The organism is Holophagales bacterium (genome assembly GCA_016719485.1).
Classification (GTDB): domain Bacteria; phylum Acidobacteriota; class Thermoanaerobaculia; order UBA5066; family UBA5066; genus UBA5066.
This window is the reverse complement of record JADJZB010000021.1, coordinates 199,995-217,894: the sequence shown is the minus strand read 5'-3', so window position 1 is coordinate 217,894 and position 17,900 is coordinate 199,995. Positions and strand designations below refer to the sequence as shown.

The 17,900-nt window shown below is 69.4% G+C and carries 15 protein-coding genes and 2 pseudogenes; 2 read left to right on the top strand and 15 right to left on the bottom strand.

Translation table 11 applies throughout. The features are described from left to right. Window positions 1-12: 12 nt before the first annotated feature. Window positions 13-531: a molybdopterin adenylyltransferase gene (gene mog, locus IPN03_12910; protein ID MBK9374591.1), complete on the bottom strand. Its 519-nt coding sequence runs from the start codon at window positions 529-531 to the stop codon at window positions 13-15. Between the two features lie 111 nt (window positions 532-642). On the opposite strand from mog, the gene IPN03_12905 reads away from it, so the two are divergent. After that, window positions 643-1,041, top strand: a complete 399-nt coding sequence (locus IPN03_12905; GenBank protein ID MBK9374590.1) for a hypothetical protein — start codon at window positions 643-645, stop codon at window positions 1,039-1,041. Further along, window positions 1,038-2,057: a hypothetical protein gene (locus tag IPN03_12900; GenBank protein MBK9374589.1), complete on the top strand. Its 1,020-nt coding sequence runs from the start codon at window positions 1,038-1,040 to the stop codon at window positions 2,055-2,057. The genes IPN03_12905 and IPN03_12900 overlap by 4 nt, the downstream gene beginning before the upstream one ends. A 6-nt stretch (window positions 2,058-2,063) precedes the next feature. Here IPN03_12900 and moaC read toward each other — a convergent pair whose 3' ends face one another. From moaC to IPN03_12830, 14 genes and pseudogenes are all read right to left on the bottom strand, one after another. Beyond that, complete coding sequence (gene moaC, locus IPN03_12895; protein MBK9374588.1) at window positions 2,064-2,795, bottom strand: cyclic pyranopterin monophosphate synthase MoaC; 732 nt, start codon at window positions 2,793-2,795, stop codon at window positions 2,064-2,066. Between the two features lie 375 nt (window positions 2,796-3,170). Next, window positions 3,171-4,373, bottom strand: a complete 1,203-nt coding sequence (locus IPN03_12890) for a bifunctional 3,4-dihydroxy-2-butanone-4-phosphate synthase/GTP cyclohydrolase II (protein ID MBK9374587.1) — start codon at window positions 4,371-4,373, stop codon at window positions 3,171-3,173. Between the two features lie 35 nt (window positions 4,374-4,408). Next, window positions 4,409-5,782 (bottom strand): hypothetical protein, encoded by a 1,374-nt coding sequence (locus tag IPN03_12885; protein MBK9374586.1) that lies wholly within the window; start codon window positions 5,780-5,782, stop codon window positions 4,409-4,411. Window positions 5,783-5,861: 79 nt separating this feature from the next. Further along, window positions 5,862-7,988, bottom strand: coding sequence for a peptidylprolyl isomerase (locus tag IPN03_12880; protein MBK9374585.1), 2,127 nt, complete (start codon window positions 7,986-7,988; stop codon window positions 5,862-5,864). An 8-nt stretch (window positions 7,989-7,996) separates the two neighbouring features. Then, window positions 7,997-8,755 carry a metallophosphoesterase family protein gene (locus IPN03_12875; GenBank protein MBK9374584.1) on the bottom strand — a complete coding sequence of 253 codons (759 nt, stop codon included), beginning with the start codon at window positions 8,753-8,755 and terminating at the stop codon, window positions 7,997-7,999. Window positions 8,756-8,768: 13 nt separating this feature from the next. Continuing rightward, window positions 8,769-9,293: a shikimate kinase gene (locus tag IPN03_12870; GenBank protein ID MBK9374583.1), complete on the bottom strand. Its 525-nt coding sequence runs from the start codon at window positions 9,291-9,293 to the stop codon at window positions 8,769-8,771. Between the two features lie 13 nt (window positions 9,294-9,306). Next, window positions 9,307-10,677, bottom strand: coding sequence for an acetyl-CoA carboxylase biotin carboxylase subunit (gene accC / locus IPN03_12865; GenBank protein ID MBK9374582.1), 1,371 nt, complete (start codon window positions 10,675-10,677; stop codon window positions 9,307-9,309). Further along, entirely contained in the window at window positions 10,677-11,162 is a 486-nt protein-coding gene (accB, locus tag IPN03_12860) for an acetyl-CoA carboxylase biotin carboxyl carrier protein (protein MBK9374581.1), read from the bottom strand. The genes accC and accB overlap by 1 nt, the downstream gene beginning before the upstream one ends. Window positions 11,163-11,190: 28 nt before the next feature. Then, window positions 11,191-12,579: a tetratricopeptide repeat protein gene (locus IPN03_12855; GenBank protein ID MBK9374580.1), complete on the bottom strand. Its 1,389-nt coding sequence runs from the start codon at window positions 12,577-12,579 to the stop codon at window positions 11,191-11,193. Window positions 12,580-12,671: 92 nt separating this feature from the next. Further along, a complete protein-coding gene (locus IPN03_12850) occupies window positions 12,672-15,635 on the bottom strand; it encodes an IPT/TIG domain-containing protein (protein ID MBK9374579.1) in 2,964 nt (987 codons plus the stop codon). A 32-nt stretch (window positions 15,636-15,667) separates the two neighbouring features. After that, window positions 15,668-16,261, bottom strand: coding sequence for a hypothetical protein (locus IPN03_12845; protein ID MBK9374578.1), 594 nt, complete (start codon window positions 16,259-16,261; stop codon window positions 15,668-15,670). A gap of 21 nt (window positions 16,262-16,282) precedes the next feature. Beyond that, window positions 16,283-16,996: a hypothetical protein gene (locus IPN03_12840; protein MBK9374577.1), complete on the bottom strand. Its 714-nt coding sequence runs from the start codon at window positions 16,994-16,996 to the stop codon at window positions 16,283-16,285. A gap of 10 nt (window positions 16,997-17,006) precedes the next feature. Continuing rightward, window positions 17,007-17,276, bottom strand: a pseudogene (locus IPN03_12835) (hypothetical protein). Next, window positions 17,268-17,864: pseudogene (locus tag IPN03_12830) on the bottom strand (secretin and TonB N-terminal domain-containing protein). Before IPN03_12830 ends, IPN03_12835 begins: the two co-directional pseudogenes overlap by 9 nt. Between the last annotated feature and the right edge of the window lie 36 nt (window positions 17,865-17,900).

Below are 17,900 nucleotides of genomic sequence, written 5' to 3'. Positions count from 1 at the left end.
CGGCGTCGTGCTTCAGGACCGCGGATCCCGGGCCGGGTGCGCGTCGGGAGCATCTCCTCGCAGCATCGCGACGGCGTGCGGGAGGGCTGCGGCGATCGCCTCGAGGCACTCGACCGCTCCCCGCGGTGACCCGGGCAGGTTGACGACGAGCGTCTTCCCGCGAATTCCCGCGACCTGGCGCGAAAGCATCGCCGTCGGGAGCGCGGTCCGGCTCGCGGCCCTCATCGCCTCGCCAAGACCGGGAAGCTCCCGGGTGATCACGGCCCGCGTCGCCTCGGGCGTGACGTCACGTTCCGAGATGCCGGTCCCGCCCGTCGTCAAGACGAGGTCGACGCGGACGTTGTCGGCCAGGCGCGTCAGGTTCCAGGCGATGTCGTCTTTCTCGTCGGGAACGACCAGGAGCTCGACCACGTCCGCTCCGAGGAGGCTCCTGGCCGCGTCCGCCACGGCGGGGCCGCCCCGGTCTTCCCGCTCGCCCCGGAAAGAGCGGTCGGAGACGGTCAGGACGGCAACCCCGAGGGGCGCGTTCATGCGCCCGCCCCGCGGGAGCCGGGTGTCGGTTCGACGGAGTGCGGATGAAAGGCGGCCTCGGACATTCCGGGATTCTAGGGGGTCTCTACAATCGTCACGGAACCTCGCGACGTGATTCCCCTCCGGGCCCGCCGACTCCTCGCCGCCGTCCTCATCGGAACGGGAATGCTGACGCTCCTGGCGGGCGCCGCGGCGCAGGATCTCCCCTTTTCCGATTCTCTCGCCATGGCGGGCCGGTTCTGGAACGCGGGACCGCGGGGGCGCCTGCTCAACGCCCCGGGCCTGGCCCGGGACGCCGTGTTCGCTGCCGACGCCATGAGGATCGCCTCGACGTGGCCACCCGAAATGGATGCCGTCCTGTCCGTCGGACCGCTCGTCCCCTCCGATGTGGGCGAACGGTTGAGGCGCAAGGCATCCTACGTCCTTGCACCCCGCCGGGTCTTTCTGGTGCCGGGAAGGGGGGCCGAGGTAAAGCTCCTGCCGTCCCCGGCCGGAGTCCCGCCGCGATGAGGCGGCGACTCCTGACCCTGGCGGCCGCGCTCCTGCTTTCCCTGGGCTTCGCTTCGGCGACGTTTCTTGCCCTCCGCCAGCCCCTTTCGCTCGGTGACTACCTCGCGGTCTGGGGCCTGAAGGCGAGGGCGATCCACTCTTCGGGAGAGCTCTCGGCCGTCTTCCGCGTCGATCCGGCGGGCGAGTTCTCCCACCCCGAGTACCCACCGCTCTGGCCCCTCGCCCTCGCGGGTACCGCAAAGCTCCTCGGGCGATACGACGAGCTCCTCCTGACTCTCCTGCGCCCGTTCCTCCTGGCCCTCGCCGCCGGGCTGACGCTCGCCAGGACGCGCGCTGCGCTTCCCGCTCGCCTCCTCGCCGCTGCATCGGTGACCCTGCTCCCCTACTTCCAGACCGCGGCGTACACCGGGTATGCCGAATCGCTCCTGCTCGTCCTCGTCCTGGCGGCAGTCTTCCTGCTCGAGAGCCCCGTGCCCACGCCGTTCACACCGGTTGCCGCAGGACTCCTCCTGGCCCTCGCCTCCCTGACGAAGCAGGAAGGAGTTCTCGTCCTCATCGTCGTCGCAGGCCTCCTCGCGGCCGACCGCCGACTTCGAGACGCCGCGATCGTCGCCGGCACGGGGTTCGGCCTCGGAGCCCTTCCCTGGTCCGTCTACCGCTCCGCCCACGGCGTTTCGGGACTCGCCGACTTCGGGCTCGCCGCGTTCCAACCGTCGAAGCCCCTTCAGGCGATGGCGGCGCTCGGCGAGGTGGCCCTCCTCCCCGCGCTGCCGTGGCTGCTGGGCGCCGCGCTTCTCCTGGCCCTGGCGCCCGGGGTCCGGAGGGCCCGCCGGCCGCTCTTCCTCGGAGCCGGGGTCTTCGCCGGACTCCTCCTCGCGTCGTTCGCATTTGCGCGCCCCGACGTGACGTGGCTCGTCACCTGGACGTGGGACCGCCTCGCGCTCCTCCCCGTGGCCGCCGTCCTGCCGGCGCTGTTCGAAGCCGCAACGGAACCGTTCGAGACGGGCGGGGAGTAGCCGGGATCAGCGGCCCCGGCGGGGCCGCTGGACGGCGTCGGCCTGGCGAATCCAGTCGCCGCTCTTGCCGCCGGTCTTCGACACGAGCTCGATCGGCCCGACGACGATTCCCTTCTCCGCTCCCTTGCACATGTCGTAGACCGTGAGCGCCGCCGCGGCCGCCGCGACCATCGCCTCCATCTCGTACCCGGTCTTCCCGGTCCCTCGCACCGAGGCGACGATCTCCACGCTCCGGGTCCGAGCGCGGCGCGTCAAGGCGACGTCGACGCCGTCGAAGACGAGCGGGTGACAGAGGGGGATCCAGTCCGAAGCCCGCTTTGCCGCCTGTATCCCCGCGAGGCGGGCGACGGCGAGGGCGTCCCCCTTGCGGTTCTCGGAGGCGTCGAGCGCCGACCACGCGACCGGCCCCATGGTGACGACGGCCCGGGCCGTCGCCGTCCGCACCGACGCCGCCTTGCCGGAAACGTCGACCATCCGCGCCGCGCCCTCGGCATCGAGGTGCGTCAGCTCAGGCGTTCTCTTCTTCGACGGCACGGTACTCCTCCGGGGTGTTGACGTTTCGGAAGGCCCCGGGCACGAAACCCGGCAGGAGCGCCGTCTCCTCCTCGGAGAGGACGAGGGCACGGGTCGCCTCGACGACCCGGCGCAGCGAGAGATCGCCCTCGGCGACGGCGAGGCGGAGCGCGGGCAGCGCGCTGCGCGACCAGGCCGCGCACAGGGGCTGCGGGTGCCCGGCATCGAAGGGAACGACGGCAGGCGCGCCGGACGACGCGAGACGCGCCAGGAGCCCCGACAGGAGAGCTTCGGGGACCCGGGGCACGTCGGCGGCGAGGACCACCGTCAGCTCGTCCGGGCTCCACTCGAGCGCCGCGACGAGACCGTGGAGGGCCGCCCTCTCGGCCGCGAGATCGGCCACGAAGGGAAACCCGAGCGTCGCGAGTGCCGCCGGGTCCTTTCCCACGAACGCGACACGGCCGCAGATCCGCTCGAGCTTGCGCGCCTGAAGGAGCGCCATCGGGACGCCTCCCAGCGGGAGGAGCGCCTTGTCGCGCCCCATGCGCGTCGAGAGACCTCCGACGAGGACGAAGCCGTACGCCACTGCGGCGGTCTGCCCTACACCAGCTTGAGGAGGTGCCCCATCTTCGCCTTCTTGACCGACAGGTACCCCCGCGTCGAATCGGTCGGCGGGATCTCGAGAGAGACCCGCTCGACGATCTCGAGGCCGAAGCCGTCGAGGGCGACGTACTTGGAGGGGTTGTTCGTCAGGAGACGCATCTTCTTCACGCCGAGGTCCCGGAGGATCTGGCAGCCGATGCCGTAGTCGCGGACGTCGGACGCGAAGCCGAGCGCCTCGTTGGCGGCGACCGTGTCCATCCCCTGGTCCTGCAGGTCGTAGGCGCGCAGCTTGTTGAGAAGGCCGATGCCGCGCCCTTCCTGGAGGAGGTACAGGAGGACCCCCTTCCCTTCGCGGGCGATCATCTCGAGGGCGAGGTTGAGCTGCTCCCCGCAGTCGCACCTCGCCGACCCGAACACGTCGCCCGTCAGGCAGGCGGAGTGGACGCGGACGAGGATCGGGTCGTCCTCGGAGATCTCTCCCTTGACGAGCGCGAGGTGCTCCTCGTTCGTCAAGTCGGAGCGGTAGGCGATGACGCGGAAGTCGCCGTTGCGGGTCGGGAGGCTGGGCGAGGCGACGCGCTGGATGAGCCTCTCGTGGTGCATCCGGTGCCGGATGATGTCGGCCACCGAGACGAGGGGGATGCCGTGCTGCTCCGAGAAGCGCAGGAGGTCCGGTACGCGGGCCATCGCGCCGTCATCGTTCAGGATCTCGCAGATGACGGCCGCAGGCATGAGGCCCGCGATCCGCGCCAGGTCGATCGAGGCCTCGGTGTGGCCCGCCCGCTTCAGGACGCCCCCCTTGCGGGCCCTGAGCGGGAACATGTGCCCGGGCCGGAGCAGGTCGTGAGGCTTGCTCCGCGGATCGACGAGCGTCCGAACCGTCTGGGCCCTGTCGGCGGCCGAGATGCCGGTCGTCGTCTTGCCGCGCGCCTCGACGGAAACGGTGAAGGCCGTGCCGTAGCTCGACGTGTTCTCCTCGACCATCGGGGCGAGGCCGAGCTCGTCGCAGCGCTCCTCGGTGAGGGAGACGCAGACGAGCCCGCGTCCCTCGCGGGCCATGAAGTTGACGGCTTCGGCGGTGACGTGCTCGGCTGCGAGGCAGAGGTCTCCCTCGTTCTCGCGGTCCTGGTCGTCGGCGATGATGACGAAGCGGCCCTGCCGGTAGTGCTCGGCGGCCGCCGGGACGGTGACGAAACCCAAGGAGGAACCTCCCGGCCGCAAGTCGCGACCCGACGTCAATTGTAGCGGGACGGCTCCTGCGGCTCCGCGCTGTCGGTCGCGCGCCCTTTTCCGGCCCGGAAGGGATGGCTCGAGAGGACCGACCGCTTCGAGACCTCCCGGATCAGGGTCTTGAGAAAGACCTCGAACTGGTGGGCTGCCGGCAGGAACGCGCGAGGCGTCCGCTCCCGCGAGAATCCCGTGAAGAACCGGTCGAAGAGAGACCAGTCCTTGAACATCAGGTGCTTCATCGAGCCCCGGCGGAAATCGTCGAGAGTGTCGATCATCGACTTGAGGGCCTTCTTGTCCGCGCCCCTCGAGAACGCCTGGACCGCCTGAAGCAGGCCCCAGAGGTCGTCGCGCAGCTTCAGGCTCTGGTCGAGCTTCGTCCGGTACTCCGGAAAGAGGACCCGCCCGTCGACGTCCGACGAGAACGTCTCGGCGAGGCCGATGACGCTCTGCTGGAAGAGGTCCTTGAGGATCCCCGACGCGTCCTCCATCCGGGCGTAGACGAGCTTGGGGTCCTTCATCAGGACGACGTCGACGAGCTCGAGCTCCATCACCTTCTTCACTTCCATCTCGACGGAGAAGACGAGGCGCTCGAGGCCCGCGCCGACGGGCGACTCCTCGGGGAAGCGCGGCAGGAGCCGCTTGCGGATGAACTCGCAGAGACCGGCCGCCTGGGCGCGGATGAGGCTGAAGACGAGGAGCGCCCGCTTGATCGTGGCGGGCGACTCGATGGTCTGCCGGATGCGCTCCGTGTAGCGGAGCCCCTTGAAGAGCTCGACGAAGAGCGCCGCGAGGGCCGACTTCTGGCTCGAGTCGGTGACGGACGCGAGCACCCGGGCGAGGGACTGCTTCGACTCGCGGTCGAGGACCGGCCGGAGGTTCTCCCGGAACAGGACCCCGAGGTTCGGGTCGTTCCGGAGCGTCCCGACGACGATCCGCCCGAGCGAGAGATACGTCTGGAGCGGAAGGAAGGGTGCCCGCGAGATCTCGTCGAGCACCTTCGAGAAGTCGTCGAGCTTCTCGACGACGAGGGCCAGCTCCGTTTCCGCGCTCCCCCGTCGCTGGGGCTCGGAGGTCCCGCTTCCCCCCCGGGAGACCTGGCTGTCGAGAAAGAGGAGGAAGGACGCCAGGTCTTCCTTTCCCTCGCCCAGGAGGTGGGTCGTCAGGAGAGCGAGGTGCGCGACGCCGAGCCGGACGACGGCGACCTCCTCGACGAAGTTCTTCAGCGAGGCGTGCGACCTCTCGAACGACGAGAGGGGGAGGTTGTCGAGAACGAAGAACCGTTCGACCCCTTTGAGCCACATCTCCATCTCGAACAGGTAGTCGTACTTGACGCGGTTCGAGAAGAGAGCGGACGTCTCGAGCACCGTGAAGCGCGGCATGGCTGAGCCCAGTTTACGCTGCGCAGTGTTCTCCCCGGCGAGGAAATCCTCGCACCGGCCTCCTCGGCGGGGCCCGGATTCAGGGTTGTCCGGGGGCGAGACCCGGCGGTGCGACCCGGCTCTCTTCGCGGATCCGAACGGAGAGGAGCCGGTCGTTTTGCTCTATCCGATCGACGACGTCCATCCCTGCGATCACGGCCCCGAACACCGTGTACGCGCCGTCGAGGTGCGGCTGGCGGGAGAGCGTCACGAACCACTGCGACCCGCCCGTGTCCGGACCCGAGAGCGCCATGCCGATCCGGCCGCGCACGTACGGAAGCGGGTTCAGCTCGTCCCGCAGCGCGTAGTCCGGACCCCCGGTCCCGTCCCCGCGCGGGTCTCCGGCCTGGACGACGAAGTCCGGGACGACGCGGTGGATCGTCGATCCGTCGAAGAACCCCTTCCGCGCCAGAGAGGCGAAGCTGTCGACCGTCATCGGAGCCTCGCGCGACAGGAGCTCGGCCTCGAACGAACCCCGCGTCGTCGAGACCGTCGCGACGAGCCGGCTCGTCTCGGCCGATCGCGCGAGCCGCTGGTAGTCGGCGGCCGAGAGACGCGTCGCGAATGGCTTCCGGGCGAACGTGCCGGGTTTCTCGCCGCACTTCTCGACGAGGAGACGCCGCGCCCGGGCACGGACGAGGTCATCGGCATCGTCCCGCCGCGCCGCCAGGAGCGGACAGCCCCCTTCCGCAAGCGACGCCGCGGCGTCGAGAGCCGAGGCGACGAGGTCGGGCTCGCGCGAGGCGAGCGCCGAAGCGTACGCCGCGTCCCAGGCCGGCCGGAGGGCGGCATCGGCCCCAGGACCCGACGCGAGAGGTGCGGCGACGTCGAGCGCCACGGCCTGGACGCTCCCGTCGGAATCGGCGAGAGCCCTCAGGAGGTGAGGTACGAAGGAGGAGGCACTCCCCCGCGGAAGGCGCGAGACGGCCTCCATGCGGACCCGGGCAGCCGGGTCCGCGAGAAGGGCGTCGAGCCACGACGCGAGCCTCTCCGCTGGGAGGAGCGGCAGCGCTTCGGCGGCCCCGAGGCGAAGGTCCAGAGGAGCCGTACCGCCGGCAGGGAACGCGAGGGCGAACGCCCGTTCGGAGTCACCCGCGGCGAGGCTCGCGAGGGCGACCCCGCCGCGTCGGCCTCGCGTGGCGACGACGTGCGCGAGCACCTCGCGGACCTGGGGCTCGTCAGCGGTCCGACGCAGGAGAGTCAGGGCCGCGAGGTCCACGCCAGGGTGGCGGTCGCCCAGGCGCGCGAGTCCCGCATCCCGGCCGTCCGCTTTCGTGGCGGACTTCGCGGCGGACTTCGCAAAGATGCGCTCGAGGGCGAGAAGGGCCTGGATCGCAGGCCCCGGAGCCGGCCCCTTCGCGAGGACGAGGAGGCGCGGCACCGCGGACGCGTCCTCGAGAAGCCCGAGCCCGCGCGCGGCCCACGCAGCGATCTCCGGGTCGCCGTCGGCGAGGAGGCCACGAAGCGCTTCCTCCGAGCCGGGACGGGGAGCACGAGCGAGCGCCCAGGCGGCGGATCTGCGCGTCTCGGCGTCCCCGTCCTCGAGTGCTGCAGCGAGAAGCGGGACGAGGGCCGGGTCCTTCGATCGGTACAGGGCACCCGCCGCCGCCGCGCGCGGTCCCACGGTACCCGGGAGAACGGCCGTCAGCGCTCTCTCCGCCTCCGGGCCACCGAGCCGGCCGAGGGCAGTCGCTGCGGCCGCGGCGGTCTCGGCGTCGGGGTCCAGGAGTGCCGTCTTCAGGCCCGGAATCAACCGCCGGTCCCCCGAGACCCCGGAGGCGAAGGCGGCGGCACGCCGCACCGAGGTGTCGGGATCGCGAAGCAGAACCGGCAGGTAGATCGACGCCTCCGGATCCCGCAGACGCCCGCAGGTGAGGGCGGCGAGGTGTCGCACCCACGGATCCTTCGAGGCGGTGGCGCGGCCGACGAAGAGCGGGTCGTAGTCGCGTCGGTCCTCGACCTGTAGAAGCCCCGCCGCCAGGGAGAGCCTGTTCTCTCCCGTCGCTTCGGCAGGCCCGCCCCGGCCGAGACCGGCGCACGCCGACGCCGCGAGGACGAGAGCCAGGGAACAGAGAGCCGTCGCCGCGCGGGACAGGCACGCGCCGGTCGCCGCCGCCATCTCCGACATGGCCTCGGACCCCTGGCGCTCTACGGGCCGAAGCGCCATCGCGGCCCTCAGAGCCCGAGGAGAAGCCGTTCGCCCAGGATCGGAGGGAGGCCGGCCTTCAGGATCTTTCTGCGGGTGGTCCTCACGTCGTACGGGACGCGGTCGAAGGTCACCGTCCGATCGTCGGAGTCGAAGATCGCGTAGCTCGCCCGGGGGTTCCTGTCGCGAGGCTGGCCCACGGACCCCGGATTGACGAGGTACCGCTTCCCCGGCTCGAGGAAGAGCTTCCTCCGGCTCCCGCGAACCGCCTCGACGAGGATTCCGTCCGGCTCGAGGGTGAAGATCGACGGGATGTGGCTGTGCCCGAAGAACGAGACGGAGACGGCCGGGGCGACGCGGTCCATGTGGACGAAGTTCACCTGGGCGTCCCAGTCGGAGAAGATGTAGGCGTCCTCGTCGAGCGGCGAGCCGTGGCAGATGGCGAAGCGCTCGTCCACGAGGATCGGTCCGCACGGAAGGCGCCTGAGAAACTCGAGGTTCTCCTTCGAGAGACGTTCGGCCGTCCAGCGCGCCGCGAAGAGCGCCGGCGGGTTGAACATTTCGCCGGTATCGACCCCGGCGACCACCTTGTCGTGATTGCCGCGGATCGAGACGGCCGGAAGGGGCAGGGTCCGGATCTTGTCGAGGACCTTGTTGGGGTCGGCCGCGTAACCGACGAAGTCGCCGAGACAGACGACACGGTCGAGCCTCTTGCGACGAACGCGGGCCATCACCGCCGAAAGGGCCTCGTCGTTCGAATGGAGATCGGAGATGAGGAGGTAGCGCACGATCCGGCGCGCCTCAGCCCGCTCCCGGGACGTTGAGCGCCCCGACGATCCGCTCGACCACCGCGTCCACCCCCTCGTCCCCCTGAAGTGAAAGGATCCCGTCGCAAAGTCTATAGGAAGCAAGGCGCGCGTCATAGAGCGCGCGGGCTTCTTCGACCGACCGAAACAGCGGCCGGTCCGCCGCCTTCGCCCCGAGCCGGGCGGCGATGACGTCGAACGGGACGTCGAGGAAGAGCGAGCGCCCGGCCCGCTGGACGACGGCACGATTCTCCGGGAACGTGAATGTCCCGCCGCCGAGCGCGACCACGGCGCCTGGAAGGGCCTCGGTCCCCCGAAGGAGCTCGGCCTCTCTCTCTCGGAACCAGGCCTCCCCACGCTCCTCGAAAGCGCAGCGGATCGTCAAGCCAGAGAGTGTCTCGAACGCCTCGTCGAGGTCGACGAAAGGGACGCCCAGCCGGGCGCCGAGAGCCCTCCCGACGGTCGACTTGCCGGCCCCCATGAAACCGACGAGATAGACGCGGCCACCCCCCGGAGTCACGGCGCCCCGCCGCTCAACGCCCGGGAGCCTCCCCGGCGAGCCACCGCTCGAGCCACTTGGTCGAGACGCGTCCGTGGCGAACGTCGGGGTGGTCGAGGAGCCTCAGGTGGAGCGGGATGGTCGTCTTCACGCCCTGTACGACGAAGAGCTCGAGCGCCCGCCGTCCGCGTGCCAGCGCCTCATCTCGCGTCTGTCCGTGCACGATGAGCTTGGCCAGGAGCGAATCGTAGTCGGGAGGGATCCTCCAGCCGATGTAGGCCGCCGTGTCGACACGGACCCCGGGACCTCCCGGGACGTGGAGCGTCGTGATCGTGCCGGGAGAGGGCGTGAACTTCTCGGGATCCTCCGCGTTGATGCGGAACTCGATCGCGTGGCCGCGCGGCCGGAACTCGCCGGGCCCGATCCCCACCCGGGGAAAGGAGAGCGGCTCGCCCGCGGCGACCCGGATCTGCTCCTTCACGAGGTCGAAACCCGTGACCATCTCGGTCACCGGGTGCTCGACCTGGATCCGCGTGTTCATCTCCATGAAGTAGAAGGAGCCGTCCTGGTCGAGGAGAAACTCGACGGTCCCGGCCCCGACGTAGTCGACGGCGCGCGCCGCGGCGATCGCCGCGGCGCCCATCCTCTCGCGGAGCTCCGCCGAGACGGCGGGAGAGGGAGATTCCTCGAGGATCTTCTGGTGGCGCCGCTGCAGCGAGCACTCGCGCTCGCCGAGGTGGACGATCTTTCCGAGGCGGTCACCGAAGACCTGGACCTCGACGTGCCGGGGCTCGGCGAGGTACTTCTCGAGATAGAGGGCTCCGTTCGAGAAGGCTCGTTCCGCCTCGTTCGAAGCGAGGCCGAACGCCGCGGCGAGCTCCTTGCCGTTCCGAGCGACCCGCATTCCCCGCCCGCCACCGCCGGCGATCGCCTTGAGAAGAACCGGGTAGCCGATGCGGTCGGCGATCTTCAGCGCTTCGTCCGCCGACGCGACCGCACCCGGGCTGCCGGGAACGGTCGGAACGCCCGCCTTCTTCGCCGTCTCCCTCGCCACCGACTTGTCGCCCATCTTTCGGATCGCCTCCGGGGAGGGACCGATCCAGGTGAGGCCGACCTCCCCCAGGATCTCGGCGAAGTGGGCGTTCTCGGCCAGGAATCCGTATCCCGGGTGCACGGCGTCGGCCCCGGTGATCTCGGCCGCAGCGACGATCGACGTGATGTTCAGGTAGGAGCCCGCGGGCGAGGCCGGCCCGATGCAGACCGACTCGTCCGCCGCCTCCACGTGCAGCGCGGAACGGTCGATCGTCGAGTGGACGGCGACCGTGGCGATCCCGAGCTCCTTGCAGGCCGCGATGATCCGGAGCGCGATCTCCCCGCGGTTCGCGACGAGGACCTTGCGGAACATCAGGCAGGCCGGATCGCGAAGAGCTTCTCGCCGAACTCGACCGGCTGGCCGTTCTTCGGGAAGACCTCGACGATCGTCCCCGCCACGTCCGCCTCGATCTCGTTCATGAGCTTCATCGCCTCGACGATACAGAGCGTGGCGCCCTTATCGACGGTGTCCCCGACCGCCACGAAGGAGTCCGCGTCGGGGTTGGAGGCACGATAGAAGGTTCCCACGATCGGCGACGTGACGAGGTGCAGGCCCGCGTCGACCTCCGGCGGAGGCGCAGCCGGCGCACCCGGCGCGGAGCTTTCCGGCCTGGGGACCTTCTCCTCCCACGAGACGGGGACGGCGGGATACGCCGATGCGGGAGCGGGACCCGCGTCCCTTGGGACGGGCCGAGGGCCCTCGATCCGAAGGCGAAAGCCTTCCTGCTCCAGCTCGAGGCTGGCGAGGCCACGGCGCGCCACGAGGTCTGCGAGTTCCCTGATTTCCTTGACGTTCATCTGTTTCTTTCGGGCAAAGAGCTCTCGCTCAGAGGAGGGCCGGGCGAAGCTTCTCTGCGGCGCGTGCCGCCTCGAACCGGATGCGTCCGGCCGGGATTCCTGGGCCGGCCTTCAGGAGAAGCGCGTAGGCCGGGGTTATCGCCTTGACGGTGACAGATCCGGCCGTTCCCGAAAGGACGAAGCTGTCGAGGGCCCCTTCTCCGATCTCGGCCCGGCTCCGACGCACGTTCTTCCAGAATGCGGTCAGCTCGGCCGCCAGGTTCTCCATCGCTTCGGCTTCGCTCCGCGGCCCGACGTCGACGACGGGCACTCCTTCGAAATCCGTCACGACCGCCGCCGTGGCCCCAAGCCTTTCCACGACCTCCTGGACGGCTCCGACGAGATCGGAATCCCTCCTGCCGACGGTCCTCGCAAACGGCTCCACCCAGGACTCGAGACGTCCTCGTACCGTGCCGGCCCGCACTCCGGAGATCTCGTGCGCGACGTCGAGGAGTCTCCGGGCGCGATCGGGCTCGGTCTCGGTTCGGGCCAGCAGTCTGTAGGCGTCCCGCGCGTCTCCCAGGTGCCCCTGCGCCCGGAGCAGCTCGGCGAGAGTTTCGGTCATCGCAGGAGCGTCCGGAGTTACCGGGCCGAGGACCGGTGAGCCTTCCGACGACGCGCCGGACCGGGACGGCTCGTCGGCCGAGGCCGCCGGGCCCATTGATCCGACGGACGAAGTCGCATCGAGCGGAGGGGACGGCTCCACGACCGCCGCGGTCGCGAGCGGCGCCGGCTCGATGAGTTCCGGCAAGTCGGGGGCCGGCGAATGCTCCGCCACGTGCTCCTCGGCCACGGCGGGCAAAGGTGGGACGATCGGCAGGCCCGGAGCGGAACGGCTCGTGTCGGAGGGCACGTCCGGCGCTGGTGCCCTCTTGACGGAAATCCCTCCGGTCCGAAGCTCCGGCGCGGGCGGCGGCGGGGCCTCCCGCTGGACCGGGGATCTCGGGGCCGCAGCTGCGGCCAGCTCGCCGTCGAGGTGGCGAATCAGCTCGTTGACCTCACGATCGCCCGGGCTCAGGCCACGGAAGAGCTTCAGCTTCTTGATGGCCTCGACGGTGTCACCACGAGAAAGATGGACGTCGGCGATCTGGCGCAGGGCGACCAGATTCTGCGGATCGAGCTTCAGCGCCGCATTGAACGAGGAGAGCGCTTCGTCCAGGCGCCCTCCGTGCTGGAGAAGGCGCCCGAGGGCCACGTGTCCGGCGACCGCCGATGGGTTCTGGGCGAGGCCGCGCTCGAGGACGCCGATCGCCTCGCGGACCTGTCCCTGGCGTCGGTACTCGTCCGCCAGCGCCAGGAACTGGCGCGAAGCCGGATCCCGGGTCAGCGCCTTCTTGAGCTCCTCGAGGCGGGACAGGGTACGACTGAAAAGGCCCATGTCTTCCCACGAGTGTACGGCAAAGGCCGCGGGGTAAAAAGGACGGGCCGCCCCGAAAGGCGGCCCGCTGCGTTGACGTCGTCGGCGCGGTGCTACTGCACCGTGAAGGTGTACGTCACCGTTGCCGTATGTGCGGCACCGCTGCACGAGGGAGTGTCGGTAGCGCGCACCTGGACGGTATACGGGGTGGCGCTCACGGGAAGGGTCCCGTTGGAGGTCATTGCGGAAGTCTGTCCGGTTGCCACCAGGTTGACTCCGGCAGCTCCCGTGCCCCCGACGACGGCCCAGTTCACAGGGTTGAACGAGGCGGATGTCGGATTCGGCGTGGCCGTGAACGTTCCGATCGCGGCGCCGACTGCGGTGCCGATGGTGGCCGGCGGCGGAGCCGTGACGCCAAACGGTCCGTTCGGGTCGATGACCTGCATCCCGACGGTACGCGATGCGGTTGACGGTGTCCCGTCCGTGACGGACAGCGTCACGGAGATCGCGGTCGTGCCTCCGGTCCCGGCCGTCGCGAGCTGAGGCGTCCCGGTAATCTGCCCGGTCAGGGCGTCGATGATCATGCCGGGCGGAAGCCCGGTCGCGGACCAGGTATAGGGAATCGTGCCGCCGGAGGCGGTCGCCGTGGCGCCCGGATAGGCCTGGCAGAGCGTCGCGGTGGGCAGGGTGGCCGTCGTGACCGCGACCGCGACGCGGCACGTCGTATCGAACGGGTTGTAGATGAGGACGTTCGGCAGGTCCACCGTGCAGCCGGTCCGCGCGTTGCGGAGCCGGATGCCGAACGACGTGGGAACGTTGCGGACACCGGTGACGGTGGTTCCGCCGGACGGGACGCACGGCTGCGTGTTGAGCGCCGAATCCGGAACGGCGGGCGCCGTGAAGGTGAGCTGCCCGGAGTTCGCGACGACGGCGTTGTTGACCGGGATCGATGCTCCGGCACCTCCGTAGACCTCGACCGTCATCGGATCGACGAAGTTGGTCCCGACGACCGTGATAGTGAGCGGGATGGTCTGCGGCGACCCAACCGGACCGCCCGCCTGGTTCAGCTGCGTGGGCGAGGCGCTGACGGCCGTCATCGGGTTGACGCTGTAGGTGAAGGTCCTCGTGTCTGTGTCCGGTTCGTCACACGCAATCGACGGGAAGCGGACCCGGAACTCTCCCACCACGTTCTCGCAGCCCCCGGCACCACCGAGACCCGGATCGATGGCGGGCATCACGACGGTGATGAGGGACGACGACACGGACGTGACGATCGGCCGGATCAGGAGGGTGTCCGATTCGAAGGTGACCTCGACCGGTTCCTCGAAGGCCTGCCCGGTAATCGTGACGACGGTCGACTGGTTCCAGGGCGTCGTCACCGGAACGATGGTGTTGATCGTCGGGCAGGCGTAATAGCGGAACTGCACGGGGCTGGTCGTGTCCCGACCCGTATACGGGTTCCGGACGACGACGTCGACGGTCTGACCGGCGAGCGCGCTGTTCGGTCCGGTCGCCATCGGCGTGAGGAAGATGATCTCGCTGGCCCGGATCTCGACGACCGAGGCCTCGACGCCACCCACGAAGACCTGCATGGGGAGCGCGAAGTTCCTCCCGAAGACCGTGACTCTCGTCGAGGCATCGTTCGGGCCCGTCGACGGTGAGATGGAGGTGATGACCGGCTCGAGGAATCCGCCCGGGAAGTACGTGTACGCCCCGACCGACTCGACGCAGGCCTCGTTCGGGCCGCCGGCATCGACGATGAGCTTCACGGAAACCGTATCGGGACGGTCCGGGCTCGTCAGGACCCGGCGAGGTGTCGACACGCGAATCTCGTTGTCCGACACGCTCAGCGTGACTCCCTGACTTCCGCCGAAGAAGACGTCCGTCCGGTCCAGGGTGGTGCTCGATCCGCCGGACGTGAACCCACCTCCGGAGATGACGACGATGTCTCCGCCATCCGGGTTACCGGCGTTGGTCGGGTTCTCGGGCCGGACCGTGGCGACGAAGAGTCCGGCCGCGCCGACACACTGTCCGGCACTCCCCCCCGACCGATACGTGTAGGACTGCGGGAGGATTCCGCTCTGCGCCGATACGAGGCCGAGGTCGACCGTCACCGAGACGTCCACGGTCTCCGGCACGGCCGGGTTCGCCAGGATGCGACGCGGAGTGGTGACGGTGATCTCCGTGTTGGTGACGGCGACGACGGAGGCGGGCGCGCCGCCGAACGTCACGCGCGTCGTCGCCGTCGAGCTCGTCGCGCTCGGGAGGAAATTGGTTCCCGTGATCACGACCTGCTGGCCACCTTCGGGGGGACCGGAGATCGGAGTGAGCGCGGTGACCGTCATGCGACGGTTCGGATCGACGCAGTAGTACGTGAACGCCCGGGCCGCAGTCACCGAACCGATCGGGATGTCACCCGCGAAGAATCGAACGGTGACGTCCACGACCTCGGGGACCTGCGGATTCGCGAGCGTCCGCGCCGGCGTGAGGATGACGATCTTGTTGTCGGACAGGGTCTGCACCGAAGCGGGTTGCCCGCCGAACAGTATCTGGACGCCCTCGGTACTCGTTCCGAAGCGGCCACCGTTGATCGTCACGGTGTCCCCGCCCGCGCAGGTTCCCATCGTCGGATCGATCGAGGAGATGAATGGCCCGTTCGTCGGTACCGGCTGGTACTGGATGGACTTCTCGGCCGAGCCGCACTCGAACGACGCCTTGATCTTCGAGAGGCCCGACGACGTCGCCCCGAGGGTGACGTCGGCGAAGCCGTTCTGGGTCACCTTCGAGACGCTCGTCAGGCCCGTCTCGAGGAAGAAGCCGAAATCGGTCGTGAAGAGGACGGACGTCCCATCGGGTACGAGCGCCCCCCCTTTTCTCACGGTGGCGCGGACGATGATCGCCGTCCCTGCCATCGGCGTCACCGAAGTGGCGTCGAGGGCGATCGTCACGGTACACGTGCCGTTGTTGCCGCCGCCGTCAGTGGGCGGCTTGGGCGACGTCGGAGACTCACCCGAGCACCCGGCGAGAAGGAGGGAGAGTCCCGCGACTGCGAGGAGGGGCTGGAGGGTTCGGCGCATCGCTTTCACCTCGGAGATTCCACGCACCTTCGTCATGCGGTCCTCAATTCACCCGGCCGACGACGTTCTGGGTCGCGGCGCTGTAGAGAAACGTCATGCCGAAGGAACCCGACGCCCCGTACGGGCTGGCCGGAGAGCGTCCGTCCACGATAGGTCACCGTCGCCCGGCAGCGGATCTCGCTTCGGCCGGTCTCCCGATCGATCCCGCCATTGAACGGCAGGAGCTGGTCGAGCGGCGCCCTCAGGAGGGCCGTTCTCGACATGTAGGGATAGTTCGTCAGGGAGGAGGTTCCGCCTGCCGGGACCAGGACGTTGCCGCCGAAGGTCTCCGGTTCGGGCACTTTGGTCCCTCCGTCGATTCGCTGCCACTCGACGACGTAGTCGTCGAGTCGCGTATCGAGGAAGCTCGACGTTCCGCCCGTGGGGTTCTTCAGGACGGACTTGAGCTCCGTCTCTTCAAACTGCAGCGCCGCCCCGCTCCCGACGTTCCACGCCTCCGGAAGGAGATTGTAGGAAACCGAGAGGAAGACGGGCGAGGCGTCGTCCCCCTGCGAGTTGGACGAACAGCCGGCCACGGAAAGGACTCCAGCCAGAAGGGCGGCGGCGATGGCGTTTCGGTTCTTCATCTTCGGCTCCGTGTCCCGGCCTCAGAGCGCCTTCATGACGCGCGGCGTGATGAAGATCATGAGCTCATCCGTTTCCTCGGTCGTCGTCTTGTTCCGGAAGAGGCCCCCGAGGAGAGGGATCTTCCAGAGGCCCGGGATCATGGTCTGTCCGTCGTTGGCCGTCAGCTTGAAGATGCCGGCGATCATGCCGGTCCCGCCGTCGCGCACCATGAGGGTCGTCTCGGCGTCGCGGGTGATGAGCGGCACGTTCTGGCCGCCCGTCACGTTCGCGCCGGGGGCGGGCTCTCGCCTCTGGATCTTGATCTCGAGGATGACCGTTCCCTCCGCGGTGATCTGCGGAGTCACGTCGAGCCGGAGGGTCGCGTCGATGTAGAGGACCGTCGTCGTGTTGTTGACGGTCGTCTGGACCGGGATCTGGAAGCCGGACTGCACCGAGGCCGCCCGGTTCGTCTGCGTCAGGATCTTCGGCGAGGAGACGATCTTCACGAGACCGCGGGCTTCGGCCGCGCTCAGCGCGACGTCGAGGCGGAAGGTATCGAGAACGTTTCCGAGGCTGGCCCGGAGGATCTCGTTGCCGTTCGGCAGCGAGACGGTTCCCGTCACCGATCCGTTGTTCGGGAAGACCATCCCGGTCGTGTTCCCGGTCGTCTGGTCCGCGACCGCGTTGAAGCCCCAGGCGATGCCGAGCCTCCTGCTGAACGTCCGGGTCGCCTCGACGATCCGGGCCTCGATCATGACCTGCGGCACCGGCGGTGTCGAGGCTCTTGATGAGGTCGAGGACGGTCGGGAGGTACTCCGGAAGCTCCCTGATGATGAGGAGGTTCGAACGGCTGTCGACGAAGATGTCCCCCCTCGCGGACATGACCTTCTTCGCCGTGGTGGCGGCCGCATCGGCCGTCGCGTACGAGAGCTTCTGAATGACCGTCTTGGTGGGACGGTTGTTCTCCTGCGCCTTGAGCAGCGATTGCCGGCCGGCCTCTTCGCTCGCCAGTTTCTGCGTTCCGGCGATCCGCATCACGTTGCCTTCGAGCACGTAGCCGAGGCCGTTGATCTTGAGGATGAGCTCGAGGGCCTGATCCCATGGAATGTCCGTGAGGGAGACGGTGACCGTCCCGCGGACGTCCGGATCGAGGACGATGTTGAGGTTCGTCAGCTCGCTGAACTTCTGGAGCGTGTCCTTGATGTCGGCGTCCTTGAGGTTCAGCGTCAGCGGCTCGCCGGTGTACTGCCGTTCGGTCTGGCCGATGGCCCGGGACTCGAACGGGTTCGAGATGTCCCTCGGCTGGGCGTCCTTCTCCTGCTGGACGGCGAGCGTCTCCGCCGCTTCGAGCAGGGCGTGGTCGTCGGCGGCGACACGCTTGCGGGCAGCCCGGGAGGGTGCGGCAGGCGGGCGCACGGCGATCTCGGGCGAGGCAACGGCGACCGTCTCGGGAAGGCTCGCCGGCGCAGGGACCGCCGGTGCAGCGGAGATCACCGGCACCGTCGGAACGGGCTCCGGTGCGGACGCGGCCGGGGCCGGCTGGAAGGCGGGGATCGTCGGCTCCTCGGGAGCCGGGGAGGAAGCATCGGCGACGACGACCGGGGCGGTCACCGTTTCCGGCACGACCACCGGAGGCTCGACGACGGTCTCGGCCACGGC